This window comes from Pseudomonas sp. REB1044, from assembly GCF_038813925.1.
Classification (GTDB): domain Bacteria; phylum Pseudomonadota; class Gammaproteobacteria; order Pseudomonadales; family Pseudomonadaceae; genus Aquipseudomonas; species Aquipseudomonas boreofloridensis.
On record NZ_CP046139.1, the window covers coordinates 4,061,084 to 4,083,360 of the forward strand.

At 62.2% G+C, this 22,277-nt stretch carries 21 protein-coding genes and 1 pseudogene; 6 read left to right on the plus strand and 16 right to left on the minus strand.

The window, feature by feature from the left end; all coding sequences use genetic code 11:
- Window positions 1-6: 6 nt before the first annotated feature.
- Both GKC70_RS18495 and GKC70_RS18500 read right to left on the minus strand, forming a co-directional pair.
- Window positions 7-948, minus strand: coding sequence for an alpha-xenorhabdolysin family binary toxin subunit B (locus GKC70_RS18495; RefSeq protein ID WP_342649518.1), 942 nt, complete (start codon window positions 946-948; stop codon window positions 7-9).
- Window positions 948-2,150, minus strand: coding sequence for an alpha-xenorhabdolysin family binary toxin subunit A (locus GKC70_RS18500; RefSeq protein WP_342649519.1), 1,203 nt, complete (start codon window positions 2,148-2,150; stop codon window positions 948-950). Before GKC70_RS18500 ends, GKC70_RS18495 begins: the two co-directional genes overlap by 1 nt.
- A gap of 250 nt (window positions 2,151-2,400) precedes the next feature.
- On the opposite strand from GKC70_RS18500, the gene cmoA reads away from it, so the two are divergent.
- Together cmoA and cmoB are read left to right on the plus strand one after the other, a co-directional pair.
- A complete protein-coding gene (gene cmoA / locus GKC70_RS18505) occupies window positions 2,401-3,144 on the plus strand; it encodes a carboxy-S-adenosyl-L-methionine synthase CmoA (protein WP_342649520.1) in 744 nt (247 codons plus the stop codon).
- Window positions 3,141-4,097: a tRNA 5-methoxyuridine(34)/uridine 5-oxyacetic acid(34) synthase CmoB gene (gene cmoB, locus GKC70_RS18510; RefSeq protein WP_342649521.1), complete on the plus strand. Its 957-nt coding sequence runs from the start codon at window positions 3,141-3,143 to the stop codon at window positions 4,095-4,097. Before cmoA ends, cmoB begins: the two co-directional genes overlap by 4 nt.
- Before the next feature lie 31 nt (window positions 4,098-4,128).
- On the opposite strand, the gene pdxJ is transcribed toward cmoB, so the two are convergent.
- The 10 genes from pdxJ to rpoE form a co-directional block, all read right to left on the minus strand.
- Window positions 4,129-4,878, minus strand: a complete 750-nt coding sequence (pdxJ, locus tag GKC70_RS18515) for a pyridoxine 5'-phosphate synthase (protein WP_342649522.1) — start codon at window positions 4,876-4,878, stop codon at window positions 4,129-4,131.
- A 43-nt stretch (window positions 4,879-4,921) separates the two neighbouring features.
- Entirely contained in the window at window positions 4,922-5,605 is a 684-nt protein-coding gene (gene recO / locus GKC70_RS18520; protein ID WP_039575874.1) for a DNA repair protein RecO, read from the minus strand.
- Between the two features lie 132 nt (window positions 5,606-5,737).
- A complete protein-coding gene (era, locus tag GKC70_RS18525) occupies window positions 5,738-6,640 on the minus strand; it encodes a GTPase Era (protein WP_039575872.1) in 903 nt (300 codons plus the stop codon).
- The gene (rnc, locus tag GKC70_RS18530; RefSeq protein WP_039575871.1) at window positions 6,633-7,322 is read right to left on the minus strand and encodes a ribonuclease III; all 690 of its coding nucleotides are present in this window, start codon (window positions 7,320-7,322) and stop codon (window positions 6,633-6,635) included. Before rnc ends, era begins: the two co-directional genes overlap by 8 nt.
- 158 nt (window positions 7,323-7,480) lie before the next feature.
- On the minus strand, window positions 7,481-8,335 hold the full coding sequence (gene lepB, locus GKC70_RS18535; RefSeq protein WP_342649523.1) for a signal peptidase I: 855 nt from the start codon (window positions 8,333-8,335) through the stop codon (window positions 7,481-7,483).
- Between the two features lie 5 nt (window positions 8,336-8,340).
- Window positions 8,341-10,140, minus strand: coding sequence for a translation elongation factor 4 (gene lepA / locus GKC70_RS18540; protein ID WP_029613914.1), 1,800 nt, complete (start codon window positions 10,138-10,140; stop codon window positions 8,341-8,343).
- A gap of 192 nt (window positions 10,141-10,332) precedes the next feature.
- Window positions 10,333-11,766, minus strand: coding sequence for a DegQ family serine endoprotease (locus tag GKC70_RS18545; RefSeq protein WP_342649524.1), 1,434 nt, complete (start codon window positions 11,764-11,766; stop codon window positions 10,333-10,335).
- Between the two features lie 171 nt (window positions 11,767-11,937).
- Entirely contained in the window at window positions 11,938-12,900 is a 963-nt protein-coding gene (locus GKC70_RS18550; RefSeq protein WP_342649525.1) for a MucB/RseB C-terminal domain-containing protein, read from the minus strand.
- Window positions 12,901-12,908: 8 nt separating this feature from the next.
- Window positions 12,909-13,502 carry an RseA family anti-sigma factor gene (locus GKC70_RS18555; RefSeq protein ID WP_342649526.1) on the minus strand — a complete coding sequence of 198 codons (594 nt, stop codon included), beginning with the start codon at window positions 13,500-13,502 and terminating at the stop codon, window positions 12,909-12,911.
- Between the two features lie 31 nt (window positions 13,503-13,533).
- The gene (gene rpoE, locus GKC70_RS18560; protein WP_003252049.1) at window positions 13,534-14,115 is read right to left on the minus strand and encodes an RNA polymerase sigma factor RpoE; all 582 of its coding nucleotides are present in this window, start codon (window positions 14,113-14,115) and stop codon (window positions 13,534-13,536) included.
- Window positions 14,116-14,550: 435 nt separating this feature from the next.
- On the opposite strand from rpoE, the gene nadB reads away from it, so the two are divergent.
- Window positions 14,551-16,155: an L-aspartate oxidase gene (nadB, locus tag GKC70_RS18565; protein ID WP_304483955.1), complete on the plus strand. Its 1,605-nt coding sequence runs from the start codon at window positions 14,551-14,553 to the stop codon at window positions 16,153-16,155.
- Here nadB and GKC70_RS18570 read toward each other — a convergent pair.
- Both GKC70_RS18570 and GKC70_RS18575 read right to left on the minus strand, forming a co-directional pair.
- A complete protein-coding gene (locus GKC70_RS18570; RefSeq protein WP_342649527.1) occupies window positions 16,142-16,600 on the minus strand; it encodes a protein YgfX in 459 nt (152 codons plus the stop codon). The two genes, nadB and GKC70_RS18570, sit on opposite strands and share 14 nt — an antisense overlap.
- Window positions 16,584-16,838, minus strand: coding sequence for a succinate dehydrogenase assembly factor 2 (locus GKC70_RS18575; protein WP_029613909.1), 255 nt, complete (start codon window positions 16,836-16,838; stop codon window positions 16,584-16,586). Before GKC70_RS18575 ends, GKC70_RS18570 begins: the two co-directional genes overlap by 17 nt.
- A gap of 135 nt (window positions 16,839-16,973) precedes the next feature.
- Here GKC70_RS18575 and GKC70_RS18580 point away from each other — a divergent pair.
- Together GKC70_RS18580 and GKC70_RS18585 are read left to right on the plus strand one after the other, a co-directional pair.
- A pseudogene (locus GKC70_RS18580) lies at window positions 16,974-17,914 on the plus strand (folate-binding protein YgfZ).
- 54 nt (window positions 17,915-17,968) lie between these two features.
- The gene (locus tag GKC70_RS18585; protein WP_342649528.1) at window positions 17,969-18,775 is read left to right on the plus strand and encodes an HDOD domain-containing protein; all 807 of its coding nucleotides are present in this window, start codon (window positions 17,969-17,971) and stop codon (window positions 18,773-18,775) included.
- Between the two features lie 17 nt (window positions 18,776-18,792).
- On the opposite strand, the gene GKC70_RS18590 is transcribed toward GKC70_RS18585, so the two are convergent.
- Together GKC70_RS18590 and GKC70_RS18595 are read right to left on the minus strand one after the other, a co-directional pair.
- On the minus strand, window positions 18,793-20,172 hold the full coding sequence (locus GKC70_RS18590) for a sensor histidine kinase (RefSeq protein WP_116887678.1): 1,380 nt from the start codon (window positions 20,170-20,172) through the stop codon (window positions 18,793-18,795).
- Window positions 20,165-20,836, minus strand: a complete 672-nt coding sequence (locus tag GKC70_RS18595; RefSeq protein WP_342649529.1) for a response regulator — start codon at window positions 20,834-20,836, stop codon at window positions 20,165-20,167. The genes GKC70_RS18590 and GKC70_RS18595 overlap by 8 nt, the downstream gene beginning before the upstream one ends.
- 396 nt (window positions 20,837-21,232) lie before the next feature.
- On the opposite strand from GKC70_RS18595, the gene GKC70_RS18600 reads away from it, so the two are divergent.
- Complete coding sequence (locus GKC70_RS18600; RefSeq protein WP_342649530.1) at window positions 21,233-22,213, plus strand: tripartite tricarboxylate transporter substrate binding protein; 981 nt, start codon at window positions 21,233-21,235, stop codon at window positions 22,211-22,213.
- Window positions 22,214-22,277 lie beyond the last annotated feature (64 nt).

Here is a 22,277-nt window from a genome sequence, read left to right on the forward strand (position 1 = left end):
CCCGCATCAAACCGCCTCAAAAGCTCTACGCACTGCCAGCAGGTAGTCACGTGCCTGCCCAAGCGCCGCCAACAAGCGGGTGCCCTCATGTGAGTTGCGCAGCGTGTTGTCGGTGCTGCTCCAGCCTTGCGTGAAGAGTGCTGCCTGTCCCAACCATTGCTGGCGTAGCCCTAGCAACTCCTGCGCCCGCTGATACTGATCGATGGTTTCGTTCTTCTGCTGCAATTGCTTCTCGAGCGCACGCAGGTTCTGCTTTTCCCGTTCCAGGTCAGCAGCGATGCGATCCCTGGCCTTGAGCACGTTGGCGAAATCACGACCTTGAGCAAGCAGGTCGAGATTCTTGTTCAGCTTTGCGAGGGCGGCTTTGATCAGATCCGGCGACAGGCTTGGATTCTTGATCTGCGACACGACCGTATCGATATCCTGTTCCTCCGGGATCATGTTCCTCAGTGCCTGACTGATAGAAGGCGCCTTCAAGGCTGCCAGACTGGTATCGATCTCGGCCAGATTGTCCTCTTGGCTCTTGATGGTCTGCTGAATCTGCTTGAGCGCTGTATCCCCCTGTGCCCAGTCGGCCTGCGCACCCTGTTGCAAGCCTGCAAGTTCCGGGACCGAGATACGGCGGAATGTTTCGAAGTGTTCGATGACCTGCGCGATCTCAGCTTGAAGTTCGCTGCGCGTGTTCACCAGTTCATGCTCATCGAGTTCTGCTGCCGTTTGCTGATTGAATCCCTCCAGATCGAGATTCAACGTCACCAGGCTTTGTGTCACCTGCGCACGGAACTTATCGTTCGCGTTCTGGATGCCGTCGGCTACAGTCTGCAAGCGTTCGCGCACGGCTGGCAGCAAACGGGTCGTTTCGCTGTGGTAAATCTTGATGACCCGAGTTTCCACGGCCAACATGTCCTTGACATCGGGCAGCGACGGGTTTCTTTGTATACCTGGCATCACGAAACTCCTTGTTTTTCGGCATCGAGAACATCATTGAAGAGTGCCGACAGTTGCTTGGAAATGTCCGATATCTTTTCCCAAGGTGACACCACACGTTCGAACTGCACGATAAATTTCTTCAAGGCGATATCACTGGAAATTAACTTCGCTTTCTTGATCGATGCGGAGGTATAGGACTCCAGCAGCACCCACACATCTTCCAGATTCTTGGTCGCGGCGCGGACCTCAACTAACCTGAAATTGATGTCCGAGACCATCGTGTTGACACCCAAAAAGTTATCGATTTCGGCTGTTAGAACTTCTTGACGTTCGGCAAGCGTGTTGCGCTTTTCGATCAACTCATTCTTCTCGGCGCGAACGGCCTCTGCCTGAGCACCGTAGATGCCTCCGGTAATGGCCAAGCCCAAAGGACCGAAGGCGATGCCGAAGAATGCCGTGCCGACGAGTGCATCATATTCCCCCGTTTTCTTCTCGATACACTCATTAAGTTCGATCAATTCCTTGCCGATCAATGCAATCTTTCCATCGACTTTTTCCTTTTCCAGCGATACCAACAAACCCATGGCTTTCGGTTGCAATGTCTTGTCGATCTGTTCACTGAAGCTGGCCACCAACTTCTTGACTTGGCGAATCCCCTTCAGGAGTTCTTCGATATCGGCATGGATCGTCGTGAGATACAGATCGACCGCCTCCTTAAGGGAAGTGCTGTCTTTTTCCGATAGCGGCAGGCCCGGTAGCTCAGCGGAAGGAAGGTCGGTCAGTCGGCTGCCGTATGCTTGGGTCTCACGGAGTTGCTTGATGAAGGCGCCACCTTCCTTGACGAAATTTTCGGCGAAGACTTGCAATTCACCGCCCAAGGTCTTGCAGCCATCTTCCACGCCGTCCCAGGCGTCGGCATGCTGGCGCAGGTCTTCATGAAATGACCAAAACGCCTCTAGGTCCAGGCCAAGCATCCCGAAATTGGCTCTTGCGGCCAGTGCGCTGCGCTCCTTGGGCAACAGCCGCACCGCCTTTTGATAGCGTTTGATGGTCCGCAAGTTGTCCTGGCTGAATAAAAAGGCAGGCGCTTTCTTTTTGAAGTCGAAGATCTGCTGAGGAATGAGTTCAACGCGCTCGTGCTCAGACAACTCCCCATACGGTTTGCCATCAGTTGCGGCCTGATCGTTGGCGACCTGCTGTGCAGGTATTTCAGTGTCCATTGTCACCGTCCCCTTGTTTCCCGCTCTTCCTGAACTCAGGAAGAATCGCCGAGCGGTTAATCTAAGGGTCAGCGATGCGTCGAGAAGTCAGCCGTTCACGCCCTGGCAGGCAGGAAAACGCACACGCCATTGCCAGATGATTGATGAATGGAAACGCTACCAAGCTCCGAGATCCGGGCCAATCGACGCAGACGGCATCAGGGAGTTTTCGCTAGAATGTGCGCCTTTTCATCCACTGCACGAGCCCGCTGTGAGCCACCCCTCAGACCGCCTATTCGCCCAGCCTCTGGAACAGGTACCCGACTTCGTCTTCAACGAAGACGTCGTGCGCGTGTTCCCGGACATGATCAAGCGCTCGGTGCCCGGCTATCCGACCATCGTCGAGAACATCGGTGTGCTGGGTGCGCGCTTTGCCCAACCGCATAGCGTCTTGTATGACCTGGGCGCTTCGCTGGGCGCCGTGACCCAGTCGCTGCGTCGCCATGTGCGCGCTGACGGCTGCCGGGTCATGGCGGTGGACAACTCGGCAGCGATGGTCGAGCGCTGCCGCCAGTACCTCACCGCCCAGGACTCCATGTTCCAGGAACTGCTGCCGGTGCAGGTGCTGGAGGCCGACATCCTGGCGCTATCGCTGGAGCCGGCGTCGTTCGTCGCAATGAACTTCACCCTGCAATTCATCGCGCTAGACCAACGCCTCGACCTGCTGGCCCGCATCCGCCAGGCGCTGCTCCCCGGTGGCGCGCTGGTGCTCTCGGAAAAGCTGCGCTTCGACGACGCGCAGACCCACGATCTGCTCAACGAACTGCACCTGGACTTCAAGCGTGCCAATGGCTACAGCGAACTGGAAATTGCCCAGAAACGCAGCGCCATCGAGCACGTCATGAAGCCTGACACTCTGGAGACCCACGAGCAGCGCCTGCGCGCCGCCGGTTTCTCCAAGGTGGTGCCCTGGTTCCAATGCCTCAACTTCGCCTCGCTGATAGCCCTGCCATGATCGATCTGTCTCCCCTCGTCCGCCGTCTGGCGGGCACCCCACTGGCTCGCTGGTCCCAAGGTCTGCAAGCGCAACTGGATGCCAAGCTGGAAAAAGGCCACGGCGACCTAGAACGCTGGCGTGGCGCACTGGACGCGCTGCCCGCCTTGACGCCGAGCACCGTCGACCTGGTCGACGGCCTGCGCCTGGACAGCGACTGCGATGCCGCCAGCCGTGCGCAGATGCATCAAGCGCTGATGGGGCTGTCGCCCTGGCGCAAGGGGCCGTTCGAACTGTTCGGCGTGCACGTGGACACCGAATGGCGCTCGGACTGGAAGTGGTCGCGGGTCAGCCCGCACCTGAACCTCAGCGGCAAACGTGTGCTGGATGTCGGCTGTGGCAACGGCTACTACCAGTGGCGCATGCTCGGCGCCGGCGCCGACCTGGTGGTCGGGGTAGACCCGAACTGGCTGTTCTTCTGCCAGTTCCAGGCTGTCAGTAAATACCTCCCGCATCTTCCGGCCTGGCACCTGCCGTTCGCCCTGGAAGAACTGCCGGCCAATCTGGAAGGGTTCGACACCGTGTTCTCGATGGGCGTGTTCTACCACCGTCGCTCGCCAATCGAGCACCTGCTGGCGCTGAAGGACTGCCTGGTCAAAGGCGGCGAGCTGGTGCTGGAAACGCTGGTGATCGAAGGTGACGCGCAACAAATGCTGGTGCCCGAAGACCGTTACGCGCAGATGCGCAACGTCTGGTTCCTGCCGTCGGTGCCGGCCCTGGAGCGCCTGCTGCGCCGGGCAGGTTTCAGCGATGTGCGCTGCGTGGATGTCAGCGTCACCAGCGTCGAGGAACAGCGCAGCACCGATTGGATGCGCTACCAGTCGCTCAGCGACTTCCTCGACCCTGCCGACCACAGCAAGACCATCGAAGGCCTGCCAGCGCCGCGCCGAGCCACGTTGCTGGCGCGCAAATAGAGAGCCGCAAGTGCCCCAAGGGGCACTGCATTCAGTTGCGGCGCGGCGCCGCAGCGAGCATCAGCGCTTTCATCTCGGCAACGGCGGCCGGGAAACCGACGAACAGTGCGTGCGCCACCAGCGCATGGCCGATGTTCAGCTCATTGATGCCTTCAATGGCCGCCACGGCTTCGACGTTGTGGTAATGCAGGCCATGGCCGGCATTGACGATCAGACCCTGAGCCAAACCGAAAGCGACGCCCTGAACGATACGTTCGAGCTCTTCGGCCACGTCCTTTGGGGTCTGGGCATCGGCGTAGCGCCCGGTGTGCAGTTCGATGGCCGGCGCACCGACCCGCCGCGACGCCTCGATCTGACGCTCATCGGCATCGATGAACAAGGACACTTCGGCGCCGGTGCGCGACAAGCGCTCCACAGCGGCCTTGATCCGCTGCTCTTGGCCGGCCACGTCCAGCCCGCCCTCGGTGGTCAGTTCCTGGCGCGTTTCAGGCACCAGGCAGATGTGCGCCGGGCGAATCTTCTCGGCAAAGGCCATCATCTCTTCAGTGACGCCCATTTCGAAGTTCATGCGTGTCTGCAAGACATCCTTGAGCAGCAGCACGTCGCGCTCCTGGATATGCCGACGGTCTTCGCGCAGGTGCACGGTGATACCGTCGGCCCCCGCCTGCTCGGCGTCCAGCGCTGCCTTGACCGGATCCGGATAGCGAGTGCCGCGGGCCTGGCGCAAGGTCGCCACATGGTCGATATTGACGCCGAGAAGGATGCGGTTGCTCTGAGTCACGAAAGGCTCTCCTGAAGATTGAGCCCCACAGCATACGTCGTGCTCAGCGCTTGCGAAACAGTTCGCGGCTGACCAGTGGCTTGGCCCCCAGGTGGACCGCCAATGCCTGGCGCATCAGGCGCTTGGCGGCCAACAGGGCGCCCGGCGCTTCCCACTCGGCCTCGGACAGCGCCAGTAACTCCGCGCCATTGAACAGTCCGGGCTGGAACAGCTCGACACGCTCAAGCCCGGCATCCACCTGCAGGCGATACAGTCCTTCGGCAACCACTGGGGCCTGGTCGACATCTTCGGTCAGGGAAAACGCGTAGCCCAGCTCATCGAGCAGGCGCCACTCGAACGCACGCAGCAGCGGCTCGAGGGGACGACCCGCCGCCAGCGCTTGCAGGGTAAGACCGTAGTGTTCGAACAAGGCGGGATAAGGGGCTTCGGCAGGAAGCAGGCGCATCAGCAGCTCATTGAGGTACAAGCCGCTGAACAACGCATCGCCGTTGAGCCAACCGGCGAGGCCGACGGTGTCCATGCGCCCCACATTCTTCAGCTCGCCGCGCCCGCGCAGTTCCAACTCCAGCGGCACGAACGGCCGCATGGAACTGCCGCCCTTGCCCCGTGCCCGGCGCAAGACGGCACGCACACGGCCCTGGGGCGTGAAAAAATCCACCAGCGCACTGGTTTCCTTGTAGGCGCGGCTGTGCAGGACGTAGGCGAGTTGTGGTGTGGGTTGGTCCATGGCGATCTCACGCAGCGAAGATACCGGGAGGCGCGGGTGACCCCATGGAAACGGCAGCGACAGCGCCGCTTTCCCAGGTCAATCGCAGCGCCTGCCTACGCGCTCATAGAAAGCCGCGCCGTCGCGAGCCGATTAGAGGTCGCCGTAACCCAGCGAGCGCAGCGCCCGCTCGTCATCGGACCAGCCGCCCTTGACCTTGACCCAGAGGTTGAGCATGACCTTGGCGTCGAACAGCACTTCCATGTCCTTGCGCGCATCGGAGCCGATGCGTTTGATGCGCTCGCCCTTGTCGCCAATGATGATCTTCTTCTGGCCGTCACGCTCGACCAGGATCAGGGCGTGAATGTGCAGCACATGCCCCTGCTGCTTGAACTCTTCGATTTCCACGGTGATCTGGTACGGCAGCTCGGCACCGAGCTGACGCATGATCTTTTCACGGACCAGTTCGGCGGCGAGGAAACGGCTGCTGCGGTCGGTGATCTGGTCTTCCGGGAAGAAATGCTCGTTCTCGGGCAGGTGCTTGGCGATCAGTGCCTCGAGAGACTCCAGGTTATGCCCCTGCTGCGCCGAGATCGGCACGATTTCGGCCTTCGGCAGTTGCGCCTGAAGCCATTGCAGGTGTGGGATCAACTCGGCTTTCTCGTCCATGCGGTCGGTCTTGTTGACCGCCAGGATCAGCGGGCCTTCCACGTACTGGACACGCTCGAGCACCAGTTGGTCCTCATCGGTCCAACGGGTACGGTCGACCACGAAGATCACCACATCGACGTCCTTCAAGGCCGCCGATGCGTTACGGTTCATGTAGCGGTTCAGGGCCTTGTCGTTGGCCTTGTGCATGCCGGGGGTGTCGACGTAGATCGCCTGCACATCGCCCTCGGTCTTGATGCCGAGCATGTTGTGGCGCGTGGTCTGCGGCTTGCGCGACGTGATCGCCAGCTTCTGCCCGAGGATATGGTTGAGCAGCGTGGACTTGCCCACGTTGGGACGGCCGACGATGGCCACATAGCCGCAACGGGTCGGGGTGTTCTCAGTCATTGCCATTCTCCACGCCCAGGGCGATCAGTGCGGCGGCGGCAGCGACTTGCTCGGCGATACGCCGGCTAACGCCCTGTCCACGGCTCTTGTTGTTCAGCAGCACCACTTCGCATTCGACGAAGAACGTACGGCAGTGCGGTTCGCCCTGGATGTCCACCACTTCGTAGCGCGGCAACTCGCAGGCACGCGACTGCAGGAACTCCTGCAGGCGGGTCTTGGGATCTTTGTTGGTATCGACCAGGGTCAGGCCGTCGAACTCGCCCGCCAGCCAGGCGAGGATTCGCTCGCGGGCGGTCTGCATGTCGGCGTCCAGGTAGATGGCGCCGATCAGGGCTTCGAGGGCGTCGGCCAGGATCGACTCACGCCGGAAGCCGCCGCTCTTGAGCTCGCCCGAACCCAGGCGCAGGTACTCGCCCAGGTCGAAGCCGCGTGCCAGACGGGCCAGTGTTTCACCCTTGACCAGGCGAGCGCGCAGACGCGAAAGCTGGCCTTCTCGCGCTTGGGGGAAACGCTCGAACAGCGCTTCGCCAGCCACGAAGTTGAGAATGGCATCGCCAAGAAACTCCAGGCGCTCGTTGTTGCGCCCGGCATAGCTGCGGTGTGTCAGCGCCAGGAGCATCTGCTCCCGGTCCCTGAAGGTGTAGCCGAGCTTGCGCTCGAGGCGCTCGAGGGAAGCGCTCATGCGGCCACCCCATCGTTGTTAAACGCGTTCAAATCAACATCCTGAAAGACTGTTTGGCCGTGTCGCACCACAACGTGGCGCTGGATTGATTCATCCCTGAGAACACAGCCTATGTCAGAAATGCATTCGGCGCCGTCCGTGGACAGCGCCGAGGGGTATCAATGGATCAGACCCACCCGCGACAGGTTCGGCAAGTGGCTGAGCTTGGGCTCTGGCCAGCTCATCCAGACCGCGAAGGCCTTGCCGACGATGTTGCGGTCCGGGACCATGCCATGCAGCTCGCGAGGGATGTTCGGGTCGTCCCAGAAGCGGCTGTCATTGGAGTTGTCGCGGTTATCGCCCATCATGAAGTAGTGCCCGGCCGGTACGGTCCATTGCTGGTCCGGCGGCATGCGGTAGCGGCTCATTTCCTTGCGGATCAGATGCTCGGTTTCGCCGAGTTTTTCCTTGTACAGCTCGGCGCTACCCAGCGAGCCAGCTTCGCTGCCGACCAACTGCTCGGCGACCAACTGGTCGTTGACGTACAGGCGCTTGTCGTTGGTGTAGCGGATCCGGTCGCCCGGCAGGCCGACCACACGCTTGATGTAGTTGACGTTCGGATCGCTCGGATAGCGGAACACCATGACGTCCCCGCGTTGCGGATTACCCACCTCGATGACCTTCTTGTCGATCACGGGTAGACGGATACCGTAGGAGAACTTGTTCACCAGGATGAAGTCGCCCACTTCCAGGGTCGGCTTCATCGACCCCGAAGGAATCTGGAAGGGCTCGACCAGAAACGAGCGCAACACCAGCACGATGAACAGCACCGGGAAGAAGGACTTGCCGTATTCGACCAGCAACGGCTCCTTGTTCAGGCGCTCGACGACGGCCACTTCGGGCTGGCTGACGCTGCCCTGGTAGTTGGCGATCGCCGCTCGCCGGCGCGGCGCCAGGAACAGCAGATCGATCAGACCCAACAGACCGCAGACGGCTACGGCAATGACGAGCAACAGCGGGAAATTTAGCGACATAGGACCTAGCTATCCAACCTGAGCACGGCAAGGAAGGCTTCCTGTGGAATTTCCACGTTGCCCACCTGCTTCATGCGTTTCTTACCGGCCTTCTGCTTCTCCAGCAGTTTTTTCTTACGGCTCACATCGCCGCCGTAACACTTGGCCAGTACGTTCTTTCTGAGCGCCTTGACAGTGGTCCGCGCAATGATCTGACCGCCAATGGCTGCCTGGATCGCCACATCGAACATCTGCCGAGGAATCAGTTCCTTCATCTTCTCGGTCAACGCACGGCCTTTGTAGGCCGCGTTGTCGCGGTGCACGATCAATGCCAGGGCATCGACCTTGTCGCCGTTGATCAGCACGTCCAGCTTGACCAGGTTGGCCGACTGGTAGCGATCGAAATGATAGTCCAGCGAGGCGTAACCACGGCTGGTGGATTTGAGCCGGTCGAAGAAGTCCAGCACCACCTCGTTCATCGGCATGTCGTAGCGCACCTGCACCTGGCTGCCGAGGAACTGCATGTCGCGCTGCACGCCACGCTTCTCGATACACAGGGTGATCACGTTGCCCAGGTGTTCCTGGGGAACGAGGATGGTTGCGGTGACGATCGGTTCGCGGAAGTCGGTGACCGCCGAGACGTCCGGAAGCTTGGAGGGGTTGTCGACGACAATGGTTTCACCCGTCTTCAATTCCAGCTCGTAGATCACGCTTGGCGCGGTGGTGATCAGGTCCAGGTCGTATTCGCGCTCCAGGCGCTCCTGAATGATCTCCATGTGCAGCATGCCGAGGAAGCCGCAACGGAAGCCGAAGCCCAGGGCGTCGGAGCTTTCCGGCATGTACTGCAGCGAAGAGTCGTTGAGCGTCAGCTTCTGCAGGGCATCGCGGAAGTCCTCGAAGTCGTCGGAACTGACCGGGAACAGACCCGCGTAGACCTGCGGCTGAATCTTCTTGAAGCCTGGCAGCACCTGGACTTCAGGCGTCGAGGAGAGGGTCAGGGTGTCACCCACCGGGGCCCCGTGAATGTCCTTGATGCTGGCAATGATGAAGCCCACCTCGCCAGCTTTCAGGTCAGCGGTGGCCGTGTGTTTCGGGGTGAAGACACCGACGCTGTCGACCAAGTGCACCTTGCCGGTGGACTTGACCAGGATCTTGTCGCCCTTCTTGACGCGACCCTGGCGCACACGCACCAGCGAGACGACACCCAGGTAGTTGTCGAACCAGGAATCGATGATCAGCGCCTGCAACGGCGCCTCGATGTCGCCGACCGGCGCCGGGATGGTCTGCACCAGGCGCTCGAGCACCTCGTCCACGCCCATGCCGCTCTTGGCGCTGCACGCCACGGCGTCGGTGGCGTCGATGCCGATGATCTTCTCGATCTCGTCCTTGACGCGGTCCGGATCCGCCTGGGGCAGGTCCATCTTGTTGAGCACCGGCATCACTTCCAGGCCCTGCTCGATGGCGGTGTAGCAGTTGGCGACCGACTGTGCCTCGACGCCCTGACCCGCATCGACTACCAGCAGCGCGCCTTCGCACGCCGCCAGCGAACGCGAAACTTCATAGGTGAAGTCGACGTGGCCGGGGGTGTCGATGAAGTTCAACTGGTAGGTTTTGCCGTCCTGCGCCTTGTAGTGCAGGGTAACGCTGTGGGCTTTGATGGTGATACCGCGTTCACGCTCAAGGTCCATGGAGTCGAGGACCTGTGCTTCCATTTCGCGCGAGGTCAGGCCGCCGCACATCTGGATGAAACGGTCGGCCAGCGTCGACTTGCCATGGTCGATGTGGGCGATGATGGAGAAATTGCGGATATGACTCAAATCACTCACAGGTCAACACTCGATAAGGCTGCGAGCCGGACGCCCGCCGAAAAATAGCCGGGCATTGTAACGCAAGCCGACGGGATATGGGAGGTTCCTGTATCGCCGCTGACCCGCTCGGTGCATTGGGGTTTTCAGGTCAAACCAGGTCCACTCGTGAAAAAGGGCAGCCGCAGCTGCCCTTCTCTCAGACTGAATCGATCACTCGGCCAGTTTGAAGGTGATGAAGCTGGCACGGCCTTGACGCAGCACGCGCATCGACACCGAGCGATTCTTCGGCAGTTCCTTGGCAATTTCAGTGAACTGCTTGGCCGAGCCGATCGCCTGGTTGTTCAGGTGACTGATGACATCGCCTGGGCGCAGGCCGATCAGCGCCGCCGGACCGTCTTGCACTTCCTTGATGACCACCCCGCCCTTGAGTTCGAGCGACTTCTTCTGCTCATCGCTCAGGTCGGCCACCGATACGCCGAGACGGTTGCTGTTGCGCTCGGCGCCCGCCTGGCCACCCGTGCCGATGTCGGCATCGTCCTCGGGCAACGCACCGATGGTCACGTCCAGGGTCTGGCGCTTGCCTTCGCGAATAATCTCCAGCTTGGCTTTCTGACCGTCCTTCAGACCTCCGATCAGATGCGGCAGGTCGGCGGACATGACGATCGGCTGGCCGTTCATGCTCAGGATGACGTCACCCACCTGCAGACCGCCCTTGGCCGCCGGACCGTTATCGAGCACCTGCACCACCAACGCACCGGCGGGCTTGTCCAACCCGAAGGACTCAGCCAGATCCTTGTTGACCTCCTGAATGACCACACCCAGCCAGCCCCGGCTGACCTTGCCGTCTTTCTTCAACTGGTTGGACACGTCCAGCGCTACGTCGATCGGGATGGCGAACGACAGGCCCATGAAACCACCGGAACGGGTAAAGATCTGCGAGTTGATACCCACCACCTCGCCCTTCATGTTGAACAGGGGGCCGCCGGAGTTGCCTGGGTTGATCGCCACATCGGTCTGGATGAACGGCACGTAGGTGTCGTTGGGCAGGGTACGCCCCTTGGCGCTGACGATACCTTTGGTCACCGAATGGTCGAAGCCGAACGGCGAGCCGATGGCCAGCACCCACTCACCGACCTTGAGCTTTTCCGAATCGCCCAGCTTCACGGTCGGCAGATTCTTGCCATCGACCTTGAGCAGCGCCACGTCGGTACGCGGATCGGTGCCCACCAGCTTGGCCTGCAGCTCACTGCGATCGGAGAGACGCACGATGATCTCGTCGGCATCAGCGACCACATGGTTGTTGGTCAGCACATAGCCATCCGGGGAAATGATGAAGCCCGAGCCCAGCGACTGCGCCTCGCGCTGACGATCACCGCGCGGCGAGCGCGGCTGCTGCGGCATGTTGCGCTCGAAGAACTCGCGGAACATCGGCGGCAGACCTTCCAGATCCGGCATCTGACCAGCAGCCACGCGACGATCGGGCAGCTTTTGCTTGGTACTGATGTTGACCACCGCCGGCGAGGCTTGCTCGACCAATGTGGTGAAGTCTGGCAGGGCCTCCTCCGCCTGGGCGGTGAGCACCTGGCCGAGCATCAGCACGGCGGCGAACATCGATAGGTAGGATTTCATGCGTGGTATTGACATACGGCTCCCGTCACAACGAGCGTAATTAGCAGAACGGCCTCTGCAGATACAGGAAAGGCCAGACCCCGGAGAGTCTGACCTATAGAAAATTTACCGGTCGATTGCAAATGACAATGCCTTAATTTGATGTCAGACGCACGCTGGACTAGCCGTACGAAACGTCCTCGCCAATTATTGCCGTGCCTGGATATCCTGTGGCCGCATCGACAATGCCACACGCTCGGCAGTACCGAGGGGAATTTCACCGACCACCGTTACCATGACCTTGCCCGAAGGCGTGTTGAGGTGTCGCGAAACGGCTGCCGTTGGGCCGAGCTGCACACGCGTGTCGGTGCCCTTGTCGTCGATAGGTTCGAGAAACACCGAGAAGCGGGTGAGCCCGTCATCGTACATGAGGCTGCTGATCGAGCGCTTATCCGCAGAGTCGGTGCGCACTGCGCTGTTGATCAGCTCGAAGCCCGGGGGCAGCCAGTCGGAGCGCCAGCCAGCGACCGACTCGGACTTGGCTCCCGGCTCCGGCGCCACCGGCTTGCAGTCGGCACTGGGTTGCAGGTCGCGGTCACTGGGCAGGTTCGCGGTGTCCAGTCGAGTCATCTGGAAGCGTTCCAGCAATTGACCCTTGTCGTTGAGCATCAACGAGCGCAGGGGCAAGCCGGTTTCACGGTCCAGATGCAATTCGAAGGCATAACGATGTTGATCGCGAGGCGTCAAGGTGACGATTACGGCATCTCGACCGGCCACGCGGGACGTGCCCGCCATGCTCAGGGCGTACCAGCTCATCAGTTTGAGCGGATCGAGGACACGCGCAGCCGCGTCGGGTGGTGCGCCGACACCGTCGGCGAGTGCACCGCTGACGCACTGCACCTTGCCGTCGACGCGCACAATTTCCTGGGAAGCGCCATCGAGCTGCAGTAGCCGCTCGCTGACCTTGCCCGACTGGACGCGATGCCAGATATCGTGGGAAGAAAAACTGCCGTTACGCTCGTAGACGAAGGCGCCCTGGTAGCTCTGCTTCTGCTCGGCCTGTGCCAGCTTGGACAGCCATTCACCCGCCTCTGGCGAGGAATTGGCCGCCAACACCGGCACCGACATGCATCCGCCGAACAGCAGCGCCAGGAGAGGTAGCGCGCGCATGATCCTCCTTACTTGGCAGGTTCCAGGCTAGCGGCGCGAGCGTAAGGAAGAGCGTTTTCAGCGCCCTTCAGCGCAGACTCCTGAGCGTGCTGGCGCAGGTAACCTGGCAGACGCTGATCCCAACCGGCTTGGTTCTGCAACACGCCGTTAGCCATCGGGCCGGTCGGCTGATCGCTGCTCTCGGTGTAACCCGCCAGTACAGCCGGACCTTGCACCTGTGGCAAGCTGACACCCTGCTGCACAGCCTGTTGCGAGGCAAGCTGGGCACCGGTGATCTCGTCCTGGTTGTACAGGCGTACACCGGCCAGGACGGCAACGGTCACCGAGGCAGCTACGGCCAGACGACCGACACTGCGCCATGCTCCACGCTTGGCCTGCACCGGCGCAGCTTCATCAGCCAGCGCGGCCGACACGGCCGAAGCGATGTCGAGGTTGGGCAGCAGCAGCTCCTTGTGCATGGCTGCCCGAGCCACTTGGTAACGCGACCAGGTGGCACGGGTTTCGGCATCGTCGGCGGCGTTCAGCACGCGACGTAATTCCAGTTGGTCCGCTTCGTTATCCATTACCGCGGACAGCGATTCCTGCAAAGCTTCACGACTCATGGCGGTTCCTCTCTTGGCTGTCGCCGCTGTCTCAGGTTTCCTGCAACAGGGGCTGCAGGGCTTTGTCAATGGCCTCCCGAGCGCGGAAGATTCGAGAGCGCACGGTACCCACCGGACATTGCATGACACTGGCAATGTCTTCATAACTCAGGCCATCGAACTCACGCAGGGTTAATGCCGTACGCAAGTCTTCCGGTAGTTGCTGGATGGTGCGATGGACAGTGCCCTCGATTTCATCCCGCAACAACGAGCGCTCTGGTGACTCGAGATCCTTGAGGCCATGATCGCCGTCGTAGAACTCCGCATCCTCGGAGCTGACATCACTGTCTGGCGGCCGTCTTCCACGGGACACCAGGTAGTTCTTCGCCGTGTTGATGGCGATGCGGTACAGCCACGTGTAAAACGCACTGTCACCGCGGAAATTGCCTAGCGCTCTGTAGGCCTTGATGAAGGCTTCCTGCGCCACGTCTTGCGCTTCATGGGTGTCGTGAACAAAACGCACGATCAACCCGAGAATCTTGTGCTGATACTTCAGCACCAACAGATCGAACGCTCGCCTGTCACCACGCTGCACGCGCTCGACAAGCTGCTGATCCTCTTCCTGGGTTAGCATGAACACTCCTCAGTGAACTCAAAGGAGCGTTGCGAAAGCCATCGTTCAGGCTTGCAACCATAGACTCGGCCTTTGCGCAAAAGTTCTCCCCTCCAAGCAAGTTTCCTGCGGCCTCTGGTCGGCTCGCACGAAAAAGGCACAGCGCGGTCGCAGCCGGCTGCGTCGATAATCGGTGTTTCAGATACACAGGTGGCAGCCTGGATAGCGCCGCCGTCCTGCATCGCTTTGGCATTGGTGAAAGACGGGCAGCCTGCTTAAGATTTCCCGTGGTGCCGGAAAGTTCCCACAGCCGGGCTGTACATGCAGTCCCGCCATTGGAAATCTGGCGCTGGAGACTGCTATAAAGACAGCCCGACCGGATTCACGATAGTTTCACAATGCCATACGCGCATGACTATTGTGCCGCCCCCCATCCCCAGTTACTAGTGTCCCGACATGAGCCAACAATTCCAACATGATGTCCTGGTGATCGGCAGCGGCGCCGCCGGTCTCAGCCTGGCACTGAACCTCCCGGCTCATCTGCGCATCGCCGTGCTGAGCAAGGGCGAGCTGGCAAACGGCTCGACCTACTGGGCACAAGGCGGGGTCGCCGCCGTGCTCGATGACAGCGATACCGTGCAGTCTCACGTTGAAGACACCCTCGACGCCGGCGGCGGCCTGTGCCACGAAGCCGCGGTGCGCTTCACTGTGGAGCACAGCCGCGAGGCCATCGAGTGGCTCATCGAGCAGGGCGTGCCCTTCACCCGTGACGAGCAGCACGGCGTGGATGATGGCGGTTTCGAGTTCCATCTCACCCGCGAAGGCGGTCACAGCCACCGCCGCATCATCCATGCCGCCGACGCCACCGGGGCGGCGATCTTCACGACGCTGCTGGCGCAGGCGCGGCAACGTCCGAACATCGAGTTGCTCGAGCAACGCGTGGCCGTCGACCTGATCACCGAGCGGCGCCTGGGCCTGAGCGGCGACCGTTGCCTGGGTGCCTATGTGCTGAACCGCCACAGTGGCGAAGTGGACACCTTCGGCGCACGCTTCACCGTGCTGGCCACCGGCGGCGCCGCCAAGGTCTACCTCTACACCAGCAACCCCGATGGCGCCTGCGGCGATGGCATCGCCATGGCCTGGCGCGCCGGTTGCCGGGTGGCCAACCTGGAGTTCAACCAGTTTCATCCCACCTGCCTCTATCACCCCCAAGCCAAGAGCTTCCTCATTACCGAAGCCCTGCGCGGTGAGGGCGCGCTGTTGCGCCTGCCCAACGGGGAGCGTTTCATGCCGCGCTTCGACCGCCGCGAAGAACTGGCGCCACGGGACATCGTCGCGCGTGCCATCGACCATGAAATGAAACGCCTGGGCGTGGATTGCGTGTATCTGGACATCACCCACAAACCTGCCGACTTCATCAAGAGTCACTTCCCCACCGTCTACGAGCGCTGCCTGACCTTTGGCATCGACATCACCCGCCAGCCCATACCCGTGGTACCCGCGGCGCACTACACCTGTGGCGGCGTAGTGGTCGACGAACGCGGTCGCACCGACGTCCCGGGCCTGTATGCCATCGGCGAAACCAGCTTCACCGGGCTGCACGGCGCCAACCGCATGGCCAGCAACTCGCTGCTCGAATGTTTCGTCTATGGCCGCGCAGCGGCTGCGCACATCCAGGCGCACCTGGAGCAGGTGCCGTCCCCGACCGCCCTGCCCTGCTGGGATGCCAGCCAGGTCACCGACTCGGACGAGGACGTGATCATCGCGCACAACTGGGACGAGCTGCGACGCTTCATGTGGGACTACGTGGGGATCGTGCGTACCAGCAAGCGCCTGCAACGCGCCGAACATCGCGTGCGGCTGCTGCTCGATGAGATCGATGAGTTCTACAGCAACTACAAGGTCAGCCGTGACCTGATCGAGTTGCGCAACCTGGCGCAGGTGGCCGAACTGATGATCCGCTGCGCCATGCAGCGCAAGGAAAGTCGCGGCCTGCACTACACCCTCGACTACCCCGCACTGCTGGAAACCGCCAAGGACACCGTGCTCAGCCCGTGCTGAGCCGAGCCCAGCGCCGCCGACTAAATTTCAGACGCACCCGCAGCCGGCGATGCTCCTCGCCGGGCAGCGCATCGAAAGGAATGCATTGGCTTTCACTCAGGCGTCGGCCCTGACGAACGAAGCGCAGGACGATCACCGCAGGCAGCGCCAGGCTGTCGCGGCGCAACTCGACCCGCTGCCAGCCATGGGCACGGCTGAACAACTGCCAGCCGCTCGCGTCGCGACGCAGGCCGCTGATGGCATCGGGATGGGTCAGCAGGATACGCCGAGGGATCGTCCAGTAGGCGTGAGCCATGCAGAGGGAGTGCAGGCTGATGGACAACCACCAGGGCAGCGCACTCCACCACAAGGTGAGGAACACAAACCCCTGGGCTGAAAGATAGGCCGTCAGCAGCAGGCGCGAGCCTTGCCAACGGCACTCGAACCGCTCACTTGGGCTGGACACGGTCCAGAATGATGCGAACCATGCGCTGCAGCTCCGCGTCTTCCGACTCGGTGCGCTCCATGAACCAACCGAACATGTCCTGATCTTCGCAGGTCAACAGGCGGCGATACAGTTCGCGATCCGCTTCGCTCAGGCTCGGGTAGACCTCTTGAGTGAAGGGGACGAGCAGTACATCCAGCTCCAGCATGCCACGCCGGCTATGCCAGAAAAGCCGATTGAGTTCAGTTTGTTCGACCATGGGGCCCTCCTCGAATGGTCGCGCAGTATAGCGCGCCGCAACCGCAGCGGCACGGGGCATTGGTCTGCTCACCTACCTATTTTGTTACTGCCGTTCTATGATGGCCGCCAGTCTTTCTAGCGACCGCGATGACCCATGGCCGACTCCGCTTTTTTCTGCCCCCTGTCCCACGAGGGCATTCTCGCCGTACGCGGCTCCGACGCCGGTAAGTTCCTGCAAGGCCAACTGACCTGCAACCTCGACTATCTCAGCCTTGAGCATGCCAGCCTGGGGGCTCGGTGCATGGTCAAAGGCCGCATGCAATCGAGTTTCCGCATCCTGCCCGAAGGCGACGGTTTCCTGCTGGCCATGACCCGCGAACTGCTCGAGCCGCAATTGGCAGACCTGAAGAAATACGCGGTGTTCTCCAAGGCCAAGCTGACCGACGAAAGCGACGCCTGGGCCCGCTTCGGGCTGCAGCACGCGGGCGCTGCGCTGCAGGCACTGGGGCTGGAGGAGCCTCAGGGCGCCGGCACCACCCTGCGCAACGAGGGATTGATGGTCATTGCCGTCTCGCCAGGACGCGCAGAACTCTGGGTGCCCGCCGAGCGCGCCGCCCAGGTGAGCGCAACGCTCGCCGAGGCCGTGCCCGAAGCGCCGCTGGCGGCCTGGCTGCTCGGCCAGATCCGTGCGGGCATCGGCCAGGTGATGGAGCAAACCCGTGAGCTGTTCATCCCGCAGATGATCAACCTGCAGGCCGTCGATGGCGTGAGCTTCAAAAAGGCTGCTACACCGGCCAGGAAATCGTCGCGCGCATGCAGTACCTGGGCAAGCTCAAACGTCGCCAGTATCGGCTAGCCCTGGACGAGGAACAGGCCCCTGTTCCTGGCAGCGAAATCTTCTCCCCTACCCATGGTTCATCCGTCGGCGAAGTGGTGATCGCCGCCCCTGCCGAACATGGCGTGGAACTGCTGGCGGTGCTTACTGCCGAAGCAGTGGCGGACGACAACCTGCACCTGGGCAGTCTCGAAGGCCCGCGCCTGAGGGTGCTGGACCTGCCTTACGAACTGGACCGCGACCGGGAAATTCAGCGCTGACCAGCCGGCCCCGCCGCCGTGCGGGGCAGCCCCACCACTGCGGTAGAGATGTTCATGAACAAGCTGGCCGAGATGGTTCAAGCGCAATTACTGGCGGCCATCGAGAACGACGACCTGGTGCTGCCCACACTGCCTGAAGTGGCCCTGAGCATCCGTGAAGCGGCTGAAGACAGCGAGATCAGCGTGGCCGCCCTGAGCCGCGTGATCGGACGCGACGCTGCGCTGTCGGCGCGCCTGATCAAGGTAGTCAACAGCCCGCTGCTGCGGGCGCTGGTCGAGGTCACCGACCTGCATACCGCAATCACCCGCCTGGGCGTCAACTACAGCTGCAACCTGGCTATCGGCCTGGTGATCGAGCAGATCTTCCACGCGCGCGCCCCTGCCGTGGAGCAAACCCTGCGCACCATCTGGGAGACCAGCCTGGAAGTGGCCGGGGTGAGTTACGAGATCTGCCGCCGTCACACCCATCTCAAGCCGGATCAGGCCGCACTCGGCGGCCTGGTGCACCAGATCGGCGCCCTGCCCGTGCTGATCTATGCCCAAGAGCACAACGAACTGCTGTCCGACCCGGTGTGCCTGCAGTTCGTCATCGAGCAGATCCAGCCCGTGCTGGGCGACAAGATTCTCAGCGCCTGGGACTTTCCCGAGCAACTGGTGCGCCTGCCCAGCCAGGTCCAAGACCTGACGCGTCAGAGCGACAAGATCGACTACATCGGTATCGTGCAGATCGCCCGCGCCCTGTGCCTGCGCGATCAGGACCAGGCACCGCAAGCGCTGGCCGCCTACCGTCACCTGCGCTTGCCTGAAGGCAAGGACCTGGACCTGAGCGAGCTGCTCGACGCCCGTGACATGCTGCGCTGAGCGCCCAGCCGCCCTTTTCAGTCGGCGATGAAGCTCACCCGCACTTTAAGACCGCCGTTGTCGCCATCATGCAGACTGATCTGCGCCAGGTGCGCCCGGCAAATTTCGCCGACAATGGCCAGCCCCAACCCACTGCCCTGCGCGCTGCGCCGATAGAAGCGCTCGAACACCCGCTCGCGGTCATCCTCAGGGATACCCGGACCATCGTCCTCCACCTCCAGCACCGCAGGCGCCAGTACCCGCAAGATCACATTGCCGCCAGAGGGTGTGTGGGCCAGGGCATTGTCCACCAGATTGCTCAGCAGTTCGTTGAGCAAGGTGGGCTCGCCCTTGAGCCACACCGGCGCTTCGGCTTCCAACGCCAGAGCGACCCCGTGTGCATGGGCCAGCGGCGCCATGGCCATGCCCAGTTCGCGCGCCAACTGACTGAGATCCAGGCGCTGAGCGCCCCCCTCGGCGATGGCCCGAGCACCGTTTTCCACCCGCGCCAGCGACAGCAACTGATTGGCCAGGTGGGTCAGGCGATCGGTGCCCTGCGCCGCCGCCTCCAGCGTCTGGTGCCACTGCTGCGGCTCTCGCGAGCGCAACCCTAATTCGACACGCGCCTTGAGCGCCGCCAAGGGCGTGCGTAACTCGTGGGCAGCGTCGGCGATGAATTGCGCCTGGCGCTGGAACTGACCGCGCAAGCGCTCGGTGAAATGATTCAAGGCGCCCACCAGCGGCATCAGCTCATGCTGCACCTGCACCACCGGCAGGGCACGCAAATCGTCGGGCTGACGCTCCTCCACCGCCGTGCGCAACCGCTCCAGCGGGCGTAAGGCGGCACTGACCGCGAACCACACCAGCACCAGCGCACCCAGCGCCAGCATGCCCAGACGCAGCAGGGTATCGGCCATCAGGCTGCGCGCCATGCTGACCCGCGCCTCCTCGGTCTCGGCCACGCGAATCTCGGCCATACCGTTCATGTTCGGCTCGCTGACCGCCTTGAGCAGGCTGACCACGCGCACGTCCTGGCCCAGATAAGTCGCGTTGTAGAAGCGGGCCAGCGCCGGGTAATCGTCGGTGCGCGGCGTACCCGGCGGCGGCGGCGGCAGCTTTTCATAGCCGGAGATCAGCTTCTGGTCGATGTCCAGGACCTGGTAGTAAATGCGTCCGGCACTGTCGTAAGCGAAGGTGTCCAGTGCCACGTAGGGTACGTCGGCGCTGAGCGTGCCGTCGCGCTGCGAAAGCCCGGCAGCGATGGTCCGCGCCGACGCCAGCAAGGTACGGTCATAGGCCGTGTCGGCCGCTTCGCGGCCATTCCAGTAAGCGCTCAGACCACTGGCCAGCATCAACACCACCAGCAGCAGCGCAAGGTTGCCCAGCAAGCGCCCACGCAAGCTGCCGGCGTCACGCATCGCGGTGCTCGAGCAGGTAGCCCAGCCCACGGAACGTCACGATGGCTACCGAATGGCCGTCGAGTTTCTTGCGCAATCGGTGGATATAGATCTCGATGGCGTCGGGACTGGCCTCCTCGTCCAGACCGAAAACCTGGGCGGCCAGTTGCTCCTTGCTCATCACCCGTCCGGGACGAGCGATCAACGCTTCGAGCACGCTCTGCTCGCGAGAGGTCAGGGTCAGCGCGTCGTCACCCAGGGTAAAGCGTCGAGTGTCGAGGTCGTAGACCAGCGGCCCACAACGCTGCTGACGCTCGCCGCCGAGCACGCTGCGCCGCAGCAAGGCTTTGACCCGCGCTTCGAGCTCGGTCAGTTCGAACGGTTTGGCCAGGTAATCGTCGGCCCCCAGGTTCAAGCCATGGACCCGATCCTTGACATCGCTGCGTGCGGTCAGCATCAACACCGGCAGGGTCTTGCCACGGCCGCGCAGGCGCGCCAGCACCTCGAAGCCGTCCAGGCGCGGCAGGCCGACATCGAGTACGGCCACGGCGTAATCCTCGCTGGCCAGGGCCAGGTCGGCCGCCACGCCGTCATGCAGCACGTCCACGGTCAGGCCGTGACTCTTGAGCGCCTGGGCCACGCTGTCGGCCAGCGGCAGGTGATCTTCGACCAGCAGCACACGCATCGGTTTATTCCTGCTCGGATTGGACAGTGGCCCGGAGTGTACCGCTGTCGCCAAGCCTGTGAAGCCCCTGGGTCACAAACCTTTCACGTTGAAAGGTTGGCGAAAGGTTCGTTACCTAGCATCGCACCAAGGTCGCTCCACGCGCCCAATAAAGCACCAGCAAGGTGCAACGAATAAGAACAATAAACGGAGTCAGACAACGATGCCGTCTCTGCATCCCAACCGGTTCCTGTCCGGTCGCACCCCGAGGCTCGCCCAGCGCGCCCGCTCGAACACAGCCCTCAGCACTCCCCTGCAAGTACCGCGACCTGACCGTTGGCGATGAAGTGCGCCTGCCGATCAGCACACGCCTGACCCTGTGACCCCCCATAACAACAACGTTCACGGAGACCTATCATGACCCCTTCACTGCGCCGACTCGTCCTGGCCACCGGTTGCCTGCTGCTGGCGGGCAACGCCCTGGCCGCCGAACCCAAACGCCCGGAATGCATCGCCCCGGCCTCGCCCGGTGGCGGCTTCGACCTGACCTGCAAACTGGCGCAGAGCGCTCTGGTGCAGGAGAAGATCCTCAGTAAGCCGATGCGCGTGACCTACATGCCCGGCGGCGTCGGCGCAGTGGCTTACAACGCCGTGGTCGCCCAGCGCCCGGCGGATGCCGGCACCCTGGTGGCCTGGTCCAGTGGCTCGTTGTTGAACCTGGCCCAGGGCAAGTTCGGCCGCTTCGACGAGAACGCCGTGAAATGGCTGGCTGCCGTCGGCACCAGCTACGGCGCCATCGCGGTCAAGAACGACTCGCCCTACAAGACCTTGGATGACCTGGTCAAAGCACTGAAGAAGGACCCAGGCAGCGTGGTGATCGGCTCCGGTGGCACGGTCGGTAGCCAGGACTGGATGCAGACCGCGCTGATTGCCAAGGCTGCCGGCATCAACCCGCGCGACCTGCGTTACGTAGCCCTGGAAGGCGGCGGCGAAATCGCCACGGCACTGCTCGGCGGCCATATCCAGGTCGGTTCCACCGATATTTCCGACTCCATGCCGCACATCCAGAGCGGCAACATGCGCATCCTCGCGGTGTTCTCGGAAAACCGCCTGGACGAGCCGGAGATGAAGGACATTCCGACCGCCCGTGAACAGGGCTACGACATCGTCTGGCCGGTGGTGCGCGGCTTCTACCTCGGGCCGAAGGTGACCGATGAAGAATACGACTGGTGGAAAGCGTCGTTCGACAAGCTGCTGGCCTCGGAAGACTTCGCCAAGCTGCGTGACCAGCGCGAACTGTTCCCCTTCGCCATGACCGGCGAAGAGCTGGACGCCTACGTCAAGAAGCAAGTGGCCGACTACAAGACCCTGGCCAAGGAATTCGGCCTGATCCAGTAAGCCACCACGACCTTTCAGCGCTTCCTGTGGCCGCGGCGATCCTTCGCTGCGGCCACAGGCTCCG